The organism is Sporolactobacillus terrae DSM 11697 (assembly GCF_000648615.1).
Classification (GTDB): domain Bacteria; phylum Bacillota; class Bacilli; order Bacillales; family Sporolactobacillaceae; genus Sporolactobacillus; species Sporolactobacillus terrae.
On record NZ_JFZC01000066.1, the window covers coordinates 1 to 13,727 of the forward strand.

Genomic DNA, 13,727 nt, shown 5'->3' on the forward strand with positions numbered 1-13,727 from the left:
AATCGGTGAAAAAACGAAAAGGGTTATCTCCTTGTGGGGAAAGCGTTTTGGCCAGTTAGCAAATTAGGCTATGAATAATTCAGGATAATGTTTGTTTTCTTAGTAATTCGCATGTTCTTCAAAATTATTTTACCCCTTTTCCGATCTATTCTTCCGTTTGCATTCATTCTGTCTCTATAGATAATCATTCTTTATCTTCTTGACGATTCCTGCCTGTTTTTTAAAATCAAAAAGAAAGTACCTCGCACTAAGAAAAAGCCAAGCTGTGCTTGGTCCTTAATCTCCAGCCACATGTGATGGACTCGTGTCTTATCAGTGCTGAATCACCGCTCCGATTGCTCGCTTGCCGCGGGCGCACCGCAAGCCTCCTCAGACAGGCAAGACTCTGCGGGGTCTCGCTGGCACGCTGTTCCCGCTGGCGCCAGAGCATCTGCGCTTTGTTTCTCGGCCAAGACACTGGGCTATTGGTTTGAAGACAGGTCAAAATCATATACTTTCTTATCCTATCAGAAAAAACCGGCTTTCCATTGAATTGGAAAAGCCGGTCCGTTTGTTTTTAGCGTTCAATTATAGGCAAACAGTTACTTATTCTCTAAGGAAGCTTTAATGAAGTCATGGAACAGCGGTTCTGGGCGCGTTGGGCGCGACTTGAATTCCGGATGGAACTGGCAAGCAACAAACCATGGATGATCCTTCAACTCAATCATTTCCACTAAGCGGTCATCCGGGCTGACTCCGGAAAATACCATCCCGTGATCGGACATTTTCTGCCGATACTGATTGTTGAATTCATAACGATGGCGGTGCCGCTGATAAATGATTTCTTCATTATAAGCTCGATACACCTTTGTGTCCTTTTCAATCTTGCACGGATACAGACCAAGACGAAGTGTTCCGCCGAGATCTTCAATATCCAATTGTTCCGGCAGAAGATCGATAATCGCCTCGTGACAATCCTGATTAAATTCAGCAGAATCCGCACCGTTCAATTTCAATACATGACGTGCGAATTCGATCGTAGCCAACTGCATTCCCAAACAGATGCCAAAGAATGGAATTTTATGTTCGCGCGCGTATTGAATCGCAATAATTTTCCCTTCAATTCCGCGATCGCCGAACCCGCCGGGCACAATAATCCCCTGACAATCTTTTAATTGTTCTTCAATGTTGCCCGGTTCCAGATCTTCAGAATTAATGTATTTCACTTTCACTTCTGCATCGAAACTGTAACCACCGTGTTTCAGTGCTTCCACAACAGAAATGTACGCATCTTGCAGTTCTACGTATTTGCCGACAAGACCGATCTTGACATGTTTCTTCAGGTGGAGCACCTTGTCCACCAAACCATGCCATTGGCTCATATCCGCTTCACCTTGCGGCAAGTGCAGCTTCTCGCATACAATGTCGTCAAGGTTTTGATCTTGCAGTTGCAGCGGCACTTGATAGAGCGTTTCTGCATCCGTCGCTTCGATCACCGCTTCTTTGTCAATATCGCAGAACAAAGCAAGTTTCGCCTTCATCTCGTCAGAAATCGGATATTCCGTACGAACGACAATAACATTGGGTTGAATGCCCAAACTGCGCAATTCCTTCACGCTGTGCTGTGTCGGTTTCGTCTTCATCTCGCCTGCCGCTTTCAAATACGGAATCAGCGTACAGTGCAGGTACAATACATTATCGACACCGACATCGCTCTTAATTTGGCGAATGGCTTCCAAAAACGGAAGGCTCTCGATATCACCGACCGTACCGCCGATCTCCGTAATCACTACATCGGCACCCGTGGTTTTGCCTGCTCGGAATACACGATCTTTAATTTCATTGGTAATATGAGGGATAACTTGAACCGTTCCGCCCAGGTAGTCGCCTCGCCGCTCTTTTTTCAAGACCGTTGAATAGATCTTACCTGTTGTCACGTTACTGTTCTTATTCAGATTAATGTCAATGAACCGTTCATAGTGACCAAGGTCGAGATCGGTCTCTGCGCCGTCGTCAGTCACAAACACCTCACCGTGCTGGTACGGGCTCATGGTTCCCGGGTCAACGTTAATATATGGATCAAACTTCTGTATGGTCACGGTTAATCCGCGGTTCTTCAACAGACGCCCGAGCGACGCTGCAGTAATCCCTTTTCCAAGAGACGAAACGACGCCTCCAGTCACAAAAATATACTTTGTCATCCTAGATGATATCCCCCTTATAGCCTATGGAATCAGTGTTCGGCATGGTTATGCGTTGCTTAGCAAGAGGTCTTGTGCAGGATCATTTGTGCCCTTTTTCGACCAATTTTTCTTGCCTTTTCTTATAAAAAAGCAAAAGCGAAAGCTCCCCTTACGGAGGGCTCGCTTTTGCTTTGCTATCGATTCTATTTGTCGCCCTTTGCAATTCTAACAAACTTGTTCAGTCGAATCAAGGGGACCCGGCAGGAAAAAAACACCTGCAAAAAAGGCCATCAAACACCACGGATACGACGTGTTTAATTATTCGTCGTCATCATCAATAACAGCTTTCCTGCGAATCCTTTTTACATCATCATCGTCGTTACCGAGATCGTCATCTTCAGCTTCTTGATCATTATCAAGCAGTTCACTACCATCGTCATCGTCATCATCATAATCATCAAACCCGTCTTCAGCAACCTTGTGCTTCTCATGCACACTGTCACCCAGCGTTTTCGCAACATCATCCTCGCGCTGATCCAGCGGATACCAGTTGCGCAAGGCCCAAAGATTATGTCCGACACTGAGAAAACGACCATCAAGCGAGAGCGTTGTATAAAGGCGCGCCAGTGATTCGCCGTTGTCAACCTCAATTTCTCCTTCTTTAAAAACCTGATCGGTTAGCTCATAGAAGGTTTTCGGTTCCTTAGCCTGAACTAATAAATCGTAGAATTGGTCAACCTTTGACTTTTCAAGCGTATGTTCTGTCAATGGAAACATCCTTTCCCTGTATCATACTCGAATCAAAGCATTGCATCGGACACTCGGCAGGGCTTACTTGTCATGCAGCACAAACCATCCACACGCAATCCTTATCCAAAACTCTATTTAGCAGCCCATCGCCACGATGCGCAGAAAAAACCATTGTAAAGTTATACAATAAATACAATAATCGGTTCGCAATCTAAAATCAAGTCTGGACACAAAATTGATTCTTCCTTCTTACTTCAAAACAAGTCGCAGCTTGATTATCAAAACGGACGCAGTGGTTACACTAAGGGAAAAGCGTCTCGAACCAACAGGTCTCAACGAATCGGAGGAACCGTCATGAATCTTTTCATCACACTGATCACAATCCTTATACTGTTCATCATTTTGCTCGCTGCTGCCCTCGCGCTCGACCTTTACATGGGATGGAAAGTCATGCGACCGCGCATTCGCCCTAGCGTGCCGAAAACCGGAAGCAACCATTTCCACTATTTCACAAATGGTCAGCCATTGTTTCAGGACATGCGGCAAAGCATCGACCGCGCTCAATCCTCGATTCATCTGTCCTTTTTTATTTTTCGTGCAGATGAAGTAGGCAATGAATGGCTGGAGCTTCTGAAAAAGAAAGCAAACGAAGGCGTCGAAGTCCGACTGCTCGTTGATACGCTGGCGAGCTTTGCCCTGCGAAAAAAGCGTTCAGCGCTTAAAGCGGCAGGGGTCTCGCTTGCCTTTTCAGCAAAACCGACATTTCCCTACACCCTCTATTTTTTAAATCGGCGCAATCACCGCAAGCTGACAATCATTGATGGCACCATCGGCTATTTTGGTGGTTTTAATGTCAGCCGTGATTACATTGGCCGCAAACCGGAGATGGGGCCGTGGCACGACAATCATTTAAAAGTCATCGGGGAAAGTGTCGCTGATTTGCAGCGCTTCTTTCTTGAGGACTGGAAAAAGGCGACTCACGAAGATCTTGTCCATGAACCTGTGTATTTCCCGAAGAGTGAAAAGGGGCCCGGAGAACTTACCCTCCTCGCTACCGATGGAAAGCAACTGGACGAGCGTTTCGCTGAAGAATTGGCTCGCGCTCAATCGTCAATCATCATCGGGTCACCCTATTTCGTTCCGAGCAGCAGACTGATGCATGTGCTTCAGGATCGCCTTAGACATGGCGTCAAGCTGATGATCCTCTTACCGTTAAAAAAAGATCACGGTCTCGTTCAGCCGGCCTCCTACCATTACCTTGAGCCTCTCGTCAAAAAGGGGGCGAAACTGTTTCACTTTTACCAGGGCTTCTACCATTCAAAGCTCTTCATTATCGATCGAAAGCGATGCTATCTCGGAACGGCAAATTTCGATCAGCGTAGTTTGTTCTGGAACGGTGAACTATCCGGATTTACAGAAGATCAGACCGTAGTCCGCCATGTATTCGATCAATTAGCTAAAGAAATCCATCTGAAATCGATTCCGATTTCTTATGATCAAATCAAGAAACGTTCACCTTTTGAAAAAGCAAAAACACGCTGTAGCGTTTGGCTGAGTTATTTTCTCTGAATCCTCAGCTGCTGTTTTAGCTACCGTCTCCCCTAAGGACCAAACTGCGCTTGGTCCTTAGTCTCCAGCCGTCTGTGATGAATTCATGTCTTTTCGGTGCTGAATCGTCGCTTCGGTTTCTCGCTGGCACGCATCAACTAAGCGTGATCTCGCTGGCGCCAGAGTACCTCCACTTTGATTTTTAGTCAAGACACGGGTCTATGGGTTTGAAGATGGGGCAAAATCTTATATTTTCTTATCCTGCAAAAAAGCCTTCCGCAATGGAAGGCTTTTTTTACTAGCTCTGCTTACATTTTTTCAGGGGCATGAACACCGATCAGTGCCATACCGCTTTTTAACGTGATGCGTACAGCTTTCATCAGCGCCACTCGAGCCTTGCTGAGCGGAACATTCGTTTCATCCAGCACTTTTTCAGCATTGTAGAAACTGTGCAGGCACGATGCCAACTCAAACAAGTAATTCGGAATATGCTGGATCGCGAGATTTTGCGCGCTTTCCGCAACAACTGAAGGGAAGTCGCCCAACTTTTTCAAGAGATCAATTTCCTTTTCACTGGAAAGCAGATTCAAATCCAGTTTTTCGAGATCATCCTGTTCAAAAGCTTCCGCACGCTTCAGCATACTCGTAATACGTGCATACGCATATTGTACATAGTACACAGGATTTTCATTTGAGTGAGAAATGGCAAGATCCAAATCAAAATCGAGATGGCTGTCCGAACTGCGCATTGCGAAGAAGTAACGTGCTGCATCAACACCAACGTCTTCCATCAGTTCACGCATGGTTACAGCTTTACCAGTCCGCTTGCTCATTTTAACCTTTTCTCCGTCTTTGAACAGGTTAACGAGCTGAATAATCTGAACGGTCAATTGATCCGGATTGTACCCAAGGGTCTGAATCGCCGCTTTCAATCGCGGCACATAGCCATGATGATCCGCACCAAGCACATCGATCAGCTGCTCGAACCCACGATCAAGCTTGTCCTTGTGATAAGCAATGTCTGGTGTGAAGTAGGTATAGCTGCCATCTGATTTGACGAGAACGCGGTCTTTGTCGTCCCCATACTTCGAGGTTTTTAGCCATAATGCTCCATCTTTTTCATACGTTTCTCCCTTACCCTTCAGGTAGTCAAGCACCGCTTCTACCTTATGCTCCTCATAGAGGGAGCGCTCGGAGAACCAGCGGTCAAAGTGAACCCGAAAATCGGTGAGATCTTTTTTGATGCCGCGCATCAGGTGATCGACGCCAAAATTACGGAAGAAACGAATGCGTTCTTCTTCCGTTTTTTTTGCGAGAGTATCGCCGTATTTGGCAACTAACTGTTTTGCCAGTTCAATGATATCCTTACCATGATAGCCGTTTTCCGGGATTTCTGCCTCCTGCCCCAGCTGCTGGAGGTAGCGGACTTCAATGGAAACCGCTAAATTGGTGATTTGGTTGCCGCCATCGTTAATGTAATACTCAGGAACAGCATCATAACCTGCTTTTTTGAGTAGCTTGCACAACGCATCACCTACCGCAGCCCCGCGTCCGTGACCGAGATGCAGACTGCCGGTTGGGTTAGCGGAAACAAATTCGACAAGCACGCGTTTCCCTTGCCCGCTGTCCGAACACCCATATGCGTCGCCCGCTTTTATAATTGTTGGGACTAGGTCGGTTAGGTACTGGTTATCAAGAAAAAAGTTGATGAATCCCGGCCCGGCAATATCAATCTGGCGTATGTGTCCTTTTTGCTTATCAAAGCTGGCAATCATCTCTTCAGCGATCTTTCTCGGCGCCTTCTTCGCAATGCGTGCGAGCTGCATCGCCATATTCGTCGCAAAATCGCCATGCGCCTTGTCTTTCGGTGTCTCAAGCACCACATCCGGCATTTCTTCTGGTGCAGCGAGTTCCGCCTTAATTACTGCCTGTATAATTTCTTCCTTTAACTGATTCTTGACTTGTTCCACAATCGTCATCTTATTTACCCTCCAAAAAATTGCGAATGACGCATCGCTTGCACGATCAACCTTTATTGAACATGGGAAACCCTGAATGCTTGCATGCCGCTCTATTTGATTGAGTAGCGATACTCCATTGTGGCTTTCCCAACTGATTGTTCCTGTATCAACAATTCGTAGACCAAATGAACCGATCCGCAGCGGCCGGCCGGATCACAGGTAGTCTCTATTCTTTTTGCCGTTGCTTGCGTCTCCATTCGACCAAACTGAGATTCATAACTGCCCTTTATCGATTGCCCGATTACGAGCTGCTGCCTCATCGGCAGTGCACCTTTGCGTAAAATCAATGCGTCCTCATTACCGACACGGATTGTATAATCCGCAAGCCCGACATCGGCGATCTCAGCGCTGAACACGAGGTAAAGGCTTGATTCGCTTTTGCCGATCTTACCTTGAATCACCTGTTCAATCGTCTGCCGATTTCCCGGATCGCTCGGATCATCAATGTGGCTCGTAAAAACGATTTCAGCATTTTGTGTCTGCATTGATTCGCCTTCCTTCATAAACGCGCAAGTCCGCATTCTTATACTACTATAAAAGATTGCCTATCCAGGGGCAAGGTCAAGCGACTATTTTTCCAAGGATTCTATTTTTTTCCTGGATTTATACCTTTCTTCATCCATTTTCAGGCCGCAATGTTTAAAATTCAGCGCCTCATTCCATAATGATCGATAGAACCGAATGAAGACATGCCGCGTCATTTGGGTAGCTGTTTTTCGGATTGAGGAGGTTCTATATTCATGCATTTTGACACGAGGATCCGAAAAAAGATGGCTCTGTTACTTAGGCGGAGCGCCTTGTTTCTGCCTGTATCTCTCTTGCTGGGGTTGATTATACTGCTCCTAGCCGCCAAAATTGCCGGACCAATGGACATCCCGGCTTCCAAGCCTGCCGTTTTCTATGACAACCGCGGTCAGCTGGTCGGAAAATGGGACACAACGAATAAGCAATGGATGGATAGCAACGCAATGGCTCCCGCACTGAAACTCGCAACACTCGCCGTGGAAGACCGCCGTTTCTTCCATCATCACGGTTTTGACTTTCGGCGCATGATCCAATCCGCCCTGATCGATCTGCGTCATTTCAGCAAAGCACAAGGTGCAAGTACCATCACCATGCAGTACGCGAAAAATTTATTTTTAAGTAATGACAAGACGTGGCTGCGCAAATTCTCAGAGATGTTCTACACTATTCGTCTCGAAATGAATGAATCAAAAAAGAGCATTCTTGAGGGCTACTTAAATACAATTTATTACGGGCGTGGTGCCTATGGGGCAGAGGCTGGCGCACGCACATACTTTAATAAAAGCGCCAGGGATCTGTCCCTTGCAGAGGCAAGCATGCTCGCAGGAATTCCCAACGGCCCAAGCATCTATTCACCGTTTATGAACTATGGCAAGGCAAAAAAGCGGCAGAAGGTCGTTCTGAACACCATGGTGAAAAGCGGCTTCTTGTCGAAAAAGCGTGCAGAAATCGCCTATCACGCGCCCCTGCATCTTGCCCATGCAGAAAATAAAGTGCCTGAGAAGGCGTCCTACTTTCAAGATGCGCTGCGGCATGAATTAATTGACCGTCTGCATTTCACGCAGAAAGAGCTTGCTTCGGGAGGGCTTAAAGTCTATACCACCCTGGATAACGAAACACAGGAAACCGCGGAGTACTGGGTGAAGCGGGTCATCCCAAGTTCCACTCCCATTCAAACAGCACTTGTTGCGCTAGACCCCAAAACCGGGGGCGTCGTTGCGATGGTTGGCGGACGCGACTACACGAAAAGCACCTATAATCGAGCCGTCAGCGCAAAACGCTCACCCGGCTCTGCGTTTAAACCTTTTCTTTATTATGCAGCACTGCAGAACGGCTTTACACCGGCAACGCGTTTAAAAAGCGAGCCGACCGCGTTTGCCTTTGACAACGGACGTCGTGATTACACGCCGAATAATTTTGGCGGCTATTACGCCAACAACCCCATTACAATGGCGCAGGCACTCGCACTTTCCGACAATATTTTTGCAGTCAAAACGCATCTGGCAATCGGCATGAAAAAGCTTGTTTCGGCTGCGCGCAGCGCCGGTATTTCAAGTGCGCTGGCACCGATCCCCTCACTTGCACTCGGAACAAAGCCGGTCAGTGTTTTGGAACTGGCACGCGGATACGCGACCTTCGCCAATCAAGGCGCGCGGATTCAGCCGGCGATGATTACCAAGGTCACCGACAGTAAGGGGCAAGTTCTCTATGAATGGCAGCCGAAGAAGCAGCAAGTTCTGAACCGCCAGACCTCGTTTGTCCTGTCTCAGATGATGACCGGCGTCTTTGACAAACGGTTGAATGGGTATACCAAGGTCACCGGAAGCAAAATATCTGGTCTGCTGACTCATAAAGTGGCTGCAAAAACCGGATCGACACCTTCGGACAGCTGGATGGCCGGCTTCACGCCTGAGCTTGTTTCAGCGGTTTGGGTGGGCTATGATCAAGGTGAAATGATCAGCACCTACCCGGACAGCGGCTATGCAAAAACCATCTGGGCTCATTTCATGGAATCGGCACTCAAAGGAAAGCCGAAAAATGCCTTTAAAGCCCCGAAAGGTGTCGTCAGTGTCCGTATTGATCCCAAAAGCGGGCTGCGTGCCGGGAAAGGCTGTAGCGGAAGACCCACCTACTTTATAAAAGGCACAGCACCGACCACCTATTGCGGCAAGCAAGAGCCACACAAACTGCAAAAGCCGACCAAGCAGAGGCGCAGTCTGCTCGATCGTCTCTTTCATTGGTGGAAATAGCCGGTTCAAATTCATCGGCAAAAAAGCAGGGCTTCCTCGCTCAAGGGAAGCTCTGCTTCTTTTCTTCAGTTGCACCGAAAAAAAGTTGCAAACCGAAACGTTTTAACAACATTTTGGCGTGAAGTCTCCCGCTTCAAGCTTTGTGAGAAGCTAAGCGGTAAGATGAATCGCTTTCTTTAGTGTCTCGTTACCATTAGCAATAATCACGATTGGTCCAGAACTAAGCAGGCGGGTGAGCCCATGATCCAGAAAAAAGCCTACACGTTTAGACTGTATCCCACCAAAGAACAGGTCACTTTCTTCCATCAATGCATGGGCTCTGCCCTTTCCATTACCTAAGGTGACCGACTACAAAAAGTCTTTTCCGTGGTACGGGAAAGCGTTCATTAAAATTGATCGTTTCTTTGCGTCCAGTTAAATTTGCTCCGCTTGCGGGCACAAAGACGGCAAGAAAGCATTAGCGATCCGGGAATGGGATTGTCCGCAGTGCGGGACTCACCACGACCGCGATAGCAACGCAGCGATCAATATCCTGAACGAAGGACGCAAAAGGATCGCAGTCAGCGCCTAAGACATAAAAAAGAACCGCCGGGACGGTAGGGTAGCCTGCTCAGTTAATTTGGCCGCTACCCGTCGTTTGGACGTGACTGGCAAGCCTTGTGTTCCCAGGAAGCTCCCACTTCAAACGCTCTAAAGCGTTAAGTGGGAGTCGTTCACTGTTCATTGATCCCGTTCTTCTCTTATACTAAATTTATAAAGCGAAAATTGAGGAGTTTCGATCAATGATTCTTTTATTTCTAATTGGCGGATTGATTGCGGGCAGCGTCATTCCCGTACAAGCTTCAATTAATTCGAGACTGGGCAGAGAGGTCGGATCACCGTTTCTCGCCTCGTTTATCTCGTTTTTCACCGGTACACTGACCTTGATCATCCTTGCACTTGTCATTGACCATCGGCTGCTGATCGCGCCGCATACAATTCTGAGTCACCCATGGTGGCTGTGGATCGGCGGCGGACTGATTGGCGTCTTCTATTTGACCACCAACATTTTGCTTCTTCCGCGCCTTGGGGCAGCCTTGACCATTGTCGTCACCCTCGTTGGACAAATGATCATGGCCATCGCGATTGATCAGTTCGGCTGGTTTCACGTTCCCATACACACATTGAGTCTCCCCCGTCTCATCGGGGTTATCTGTATGCTGATCGGAGTACTTCTCATTAAGAAATGCTAAGGAGCACATCTGCTTATGAAAAAACGAACCTATTCCCTTACTTTTCTATTTCTCGCCTGGGGTCTGCTTGCCGGCGCTGCTTCACCTATCCAAACATCCGTCAATACACAGCTGCGCGAGGTTGTCGGCTCTCCGTATATTGCGGCATTGATTTCGTTCGCAACGGGCACTTGTTTTCTGGCACTGATTGTTCTGCTCATTGATCACACGATTAAAATTGATTTTGCTCAAATTCGGCACATGCCGAAATGGATCTGGGTCGGCGGCATGCTAGGTGTCGTTTTTGTGACCGCCAACGTTCTGCTTCTCCCGGTTCTCGGTTCCGCATTCACCGTTGTTTCCCTGTTGTTCGGGCAGATGATCGCTGCCTTGTCCGTCGACCACTTCGGCTTATTCGGCGTGCCGAAACATGCAATGAATTGGCCGCGTGCGGCAGGGTTGGGTTTCATGATTCTCGGCATCATTCTGATTCATCAGTTCTGAGCCGTCAGTTACTCAACAGCCAGTTGTGCCTTTAGTTCCGGATTCGCCCTTTCCCATTGCTCAGGAGCGACTTGCCTTAAAAAGTCGCGCAGTACCTTTTTAGATGGCACATCCATCGGTTCAAGAATCACGTTGCCCTTAAGCGCTTTGTCCATTTTATTCACATGGTCGGCCAGTACTTTATAGCCGCGCTTTATTTCGCGGTGAATGATCATCTCAGCTGCCGCCGCACCCGCATAGCGCGGTCCTTCCTTGGTCACTTCCGTGTTGATCCATACGAGCCAATACTTTTTCCCGCCACCTTGAAGATCCTCTTTATGCGTTGAAAAACGGATCCGACGCTCAATGTCGCTGCGCGCATGCAGCGCGCCCATATCAACCTCCGCCGTACCGGCGGCAACATCAATGATCACCGGGGTCATGTTGTCCAGATTGATTAAACCCGCGCCAAAGCCGCCGTGGCCTTTCGTTGAGTCGCCTTTAATTATATTAAAACCTGATTTTTTTCCGTCCTGATGAAACAGATCCAATTCAATCATCCTCTCACACGTGATCAATCGCACTCTGCCTTTATTTTAGCATAGGAACGGCAGCAATGCTTCATTAGCCAACACGGGCAGCCATTCAAACCCTCCTTTTCGCGTGTACGATCGAAATCATTGAATCAAACGGGCACATCCTATAGACTCTGAGTTAGAGACGCTTTCGAACGTTAAATTTGCAGAGAAATGCGAGGGAACATCATGTGCAATCAAAAGGCATCCATCTTTAGTTATCCGCATGCTTCCGGACACTTCGGTATTGAGCGTGAAAACCTGCGTGTCGATCATCGCGGACAGCTTGCTATGACGCCCCATCCGAGCGCGTTGGGCAACAAGCAAACGAATCCTGAGATCACCACCGATTTCTCCGAAAGCCAGGTTGAACTGGTGACACCTGTTGCCTCCTCCTTGCAGGAAACGCTGTCGCACATGCAGCGGCTGACCCGTACGGTTTACAGGGGCATTGGTACTGAACTGCTCTGGCCGCTCAGCACGCCCCCAAACCATTTGCCGCCGAATGATCAAATCCCCATTGCTGATTTTGGTACGGCAGGCAAGGAAAAGACCGCGTATCGCTTCTACCTGGCAAACAAATATGGTCGCAAACGACAGCTCTATTGCGGCATACATTTGAATTATTCTTTTCCTGATGATCTGATCGGCGATGCAACTCAGCGCAGCTTTTTCTATGTTCAGGTCGCCGCTTCGGCACTCCGTCACCGTTTTTTTCTCGTCCACCTCTTGGCGGCAAGCCCTGAAGAGATCGATGGGGTCTGTTACCGCTCTGCACGCTTAAGCGTGCACGGGTATAAAAACATCAGACCCATTTATCTGGACTATTCGAGTCCCAGTGCCTACCAACAGTCGATGAAAAAAGCGGTCGCTCAAGGATTGCTTGAAGGACCGCGCGAACTCTATCAATTGGTACGCATTAAAGGGGAAGGATTTGAAGATCTCGAACAGACACCTGAGGCAGGACGTATTGAACTGCGCATTGCCGATCTTAATCCCTTTTTCCCAATGGGGATTAACCCCAGTGATCTGTACCTCATGCACTTGTATCTGCTTTGGTGCACACAAAACAGAATGTCCGATTTTACGGTTGAACAACAAAAAGAAGCCGATGCATGGGCGACTGAAGCAGCCCAAACCCATTTTTCAGACCCTTTTCGCAGCCGGATGAACCAAATGTTCGCAGCGTTGCACCGCTTCTTGCACCACAGCAGGTTGCCGCAGGTTTATGATCAGGCATTAACGCAAGCTCAATCACGCTGGAGTGAACCCAAACTCAGCTACGCGGCACGGATCAAGGCTGCATGTGCTGAAAATCCTCAGCATGCCATGCAATGGGCAAATACACAAAGGGAGCAAAATCTCGATTCTTCTGCTCAGAGAAGCCCTTATACCCCATGATGCTGTCGTATGGAATCTGGGTTATTGCCAAAAAGTTTCGCAGCCATTATGCTAAAAAAAGACCTTTCCCGTCAAAATGGATCGGCTTGATTCACCTAAACCAAGCCGATGCATCTTTGTCGGGATATCGGTACGCTTTGTTGTGGAGGATTCATAAGGCATGATCTTGGTCAGATGCATCAAAAATGTATATGGGGAAGCCGTCGACATTCCGCTAGACTTTATGGAGATTCGGCTGCTTTTTAAAGTAAACAACTTTTATATGGCCGATCAGGACAAGGAAGGGCATCTTATGACGCAAGATGAAGAGGGGGAACCACACATTATCGCCGACAGTACAGAACTGCTCAGCATCGATTCATGGTTTCACCAGCATTTTGTGCTCATGTAGAATCGTCCATTAAATCGAGTAACAAACACTACTACTAGGAGGGTGCAACCAATGGGCAGTATCGACTACGAACGCATCAAACAAATCGGCACCATTAGCGAATCATCCCGAGGATGGACGAAGCAGCTGAATCTGATCAGCTGGAACGGACGCTCACCGAAGTTTGATCTGAGAGACTGGGCTCCGGACAATACAAAAATGGGCAAAGGCATGACACTGACATTGGATGAACTTAAAGCGTTAAAAGAACTTCTGAATCAGATGCACGAACTTAATGAGACCGTTTGATCGAATCCGATCAAACGGTCTCATACTGAGTGATGGTAAGAAAAACCGGGCAAAATACGCCCGGTCCTTTTTTGTTTAGAGATAATCTTTAATTCTGTATTCCTGGCCGTGAACCCCTTTGTA

The 13,727-nt window shown here is 47.8% G+C and carries 14 protein-coding genes; 9 read left to right on the forward strand and 5 right to left on the reverse strand.

Translation table 11 applies throughout. The features are described 5' to 3' along the window. Positions 1-581: 581 nt before the first annotated feature. Both AA84_RS0112900 and rpoE read right to left on the reverse strand, forming a co-directional pair. Complete coding sequence (locus tag AA84_RS0112900; protein ID WP_028977543.1) at positions 582-2,180, reverse strand: CTP synthase; 1,599 nt, start codon at positions 2,178-2,180, stop codon at positions 582-584. A 300-nt stretch (positions 2,181-2,480) separates the two neighbouring features. Then, positions 2,481-2,930, reverse strand: coding sequence for a DNA-directed RNA polymerase subunit delta (rpoE, locus tag AA84_RS0112905; protein ID WP_028977544.1), 450 nt, complete (start codon positions 2,928-2,930; stop codon positions 2,481-2,483). Positions 2,931-3,266: 336 nt separating this feature from the next. On the opposite strand from rpoE, the gene AA84_RS0112910 reads away from it, so the two are divergent. After that, positions 3,267-4,481, forward strand: a complete 1,215-nt coding sequence (locus AA84_RS0112910; protein WP_028977545.1) for a phospholipase D-like domain-containing protein — start codon at positions 3,267-3,269, stop codon at positions 4,479-4,481. 287 nt (positions 4,482-4,768) lie between these two features. Here the strand turns inward: AA84_RS0112910 and argS are convergent, their stop codons facing one another. Beyond that, positions 4,769-6,439, reverse strand: coding sequence for an arginine--tRNA ligase (argS, locus tag AA84_RS0112915; protein ID WP_028977546.1), 1,671 nt, complete (start codon positions 6,437-6,439; stop codon positions 4,769-4,771). Positions 6,440-6,531: 92 nt separating this feature from the next. Next, a complete protein-coding gene (locus AA84_RS0112920) occupies positions 6,532-6,966 on the reverse strand; it encodes a YwiB family protein (protein ID WP_028977547.1) in 435 nt (144 codons plus the stop codon). A gap of 285 nt (positions 6,967-7,251) precedes the next feature. Between AA84_RS0112920 and AA84_RS0112925 the strand changes: the two genes are divergently transcribed. The 5 genes from AA84_RS0112925 to AA84_RS0112940 all read left to right on the forward strand — a co-directional run bounded on the left by AA84_RS0112925 (position 7,252) and on the right by AA84_RS0112940 (position 10,970). Further along, positions 7,252-9,255: a transglycosylase domain-containing protein gene (locus AA84_RS0112925; RefSeq protein ID WP_028977548.1), complete on the forward strand. Its 2,004-nt coding sequence runs from the start codon at positions 7,252-7,254 to the stop codon at positions 9,253-9,255. 240 nt (positions 9,256-9,495) lie between these two features. After that, positions 9,496-9,594: a helix-turn-helix domain-containing protein gene (locus AA84_RS19660; RefSeq protein WP_081788033.1), complete on the forward strand. Its 99-nt coding sequence runs from the start codon at positions 9,496-9,498 to the stop codon at positions 9,592-9,594. 79 nt (positions 9,595-9,673) lie between these two features. Further along, positions 9,674-9,826: a zinc ribbon domain-containing protein gene (locus AA84_RS18710; RefSeq protein ID WP_197021222.1), complete on the forward strand. Its 153-nt coding sequence runs from the start codon at positions 9,674-9,676 to the stop codon at positions 9,824-9,826. A gap of 211 nt (positions 9,827-10,037) precedes the next feature. Next, positions 10,038-10,487, forward strand: coding sequence for a DMT family transporter (locus AA84_RS0112935; RefSeq protein WP_028977549.1), 450 nt, complete (start codon positions 10,038-10,040; stop codon positions 10,485-10,487). Between the two features lie 15 nt (positions 10,488-10,502). Next, complete coding sequence (locus tag AA84_RS0112940) at positions 10,503-10,970, forward strand: DMT family transporter (RefSeq protein ID WP_028977550.1); 468 nt, start codon at positions 10,503-10,505, stop codon at positions 10,968-10,970. Between the two features lie 8 nt (positions 10,971-10,978). On the opposite strand, the gene AA84_RS0112945 is transcribed toward AA84_RS0112940, so the two are convergent. Next, a complete protein-coding gene (locus AA84_RS0112945) occupies positions 10,979-11,509 on the reverse strand; it encodes a YwhD family protein (RefSeq protein WP_051575278.1) in 531 nt (176 codons plus the stop codon). 204 nt (positions 11,510-11,713) lie between these two features. Here AA84_RS0112945 and AA84_RS0112950 point away from each other — a divergent pair, with 204 nt between their 5' ends. The 3 genes from AA84_RS0112950 (at position 11,714) to AA84_RS0112965 (ending at position 13,604) form a co-directional block, all read left to right on the forward strand. After that, a complete protein-coding gene (locus AA84_RS0112950) occupies positions 11,714-12,925 on the forward strand; it encodes a glutathione synthase (protein ID WP_051578025.1) in 1,212 nt (403 codons plus the stop codon). A 160-nt stretch (positions 12,926-13,085) separates the two neighbouring features. Continuing rightward, positions 13,086-13,316: a hypothetical protein gene (locus AA84_RS0112960; RefSeq protein WP_028977553.1), complete on the forward strand. Its 231-nt coding sequence runs from the start codon at positions 13,086-13,088 to the stop codon at positions 13,314-13,316. 51 nt (positions 13,317-13,367) lie between these two features. Continuing rightward, on the forward strand, positions 13,368-13,604 hold the full coding sequence (locus AA84_RS0112965; RefSeq protein ID WP_028977554.1) for a YdbC family protein: 237 nt from the start codon (positions 13,368-13,370) through the stop codon (positions 13,602-13,604). Positions 13,605-13,727 lie beyond the last annotated feature (123 nt).

Coding starts and splice junctions, on each gene's coding strand:
- AA84_RS0112900 (WP_028977543.1), bottom strand. CDS start 2,180: ATGACAAAGTATATTTTTGTGACTGGAGGCGTCGTTTCGTCTCTTGGA.
- AA84_RS0112910 (WP_028977545.1), top strand. CDS start 3,267: ATGAATCTTTTCATCACACTGATCACAATCCTTATACTGTTCATCATT.
- argS (WP_028977546.1), bottom strand. CDS start 6,439: ATGACGATTGTGGAACAAGTCAAGAATCAGTTAAAGGAAGAAATTATA.
- AA84_RS0112920 (WP_028977547.1), bottom strand. CDS start 6,966: ATGCAGACACAAAATGCTGAAATCGTTTTTACGAGCCACATTGATGAT.
- AA84_RS0112925 (WP_028977548.1), top strand. CDS start 7,252: ATGGCTCTGTTACTTAGGCGGAGCGCCTTGTTTCTGCCTGTATCTCTC.
- AA84_RS19660 (WP_081788033.1), top strand. CDS start 9,496: ATGATCCAGAAAAAAGCCTACACGTTTAGACTGTATCCCACCAAAGAA.
- AA84_RS0112935 (WP_028977549.1), top strand. CDS start 10,038: ATGATTCTTTTATTTCTAATTGGCGGATTGATTGCGGGCAGCGTCATT.
- AA84_RS0112940 (WP_028977550.1), top strand. CDS start 10,503: ATGAAAAAACGAACCTATTCCCTTACTTTTCTATTTCTCGCCTGGGGT.
- AA84_RS0112945 (WP_051575278.1), bottom strand. CDS start 11,509: ATGATTGAATTGGATCTGTTTCATCAGGACGGAAAAAAATCAGGTTTT.
- AA84_RS0112950 (WP_051578025.1), top strand. CDS start 11,714: ATGTGCAATCAAAAGGCATCCATCTTTAGTTATCCGCATGCTTCCGGA.
- AA84_RS0112960 (WP_028977553.1), top strand. CDS start 13,086: ATGATCTTGGTCAGATGCATCAAAAATGTATATGGGGAAGCCGTCGAC.
- AA84_RS0112965 (WP_028977554.1), top strand. CDS start 13,368: ATGGGCAGTATCGACTACGAACGCATCAAACAAATCGGCACCATTAGC.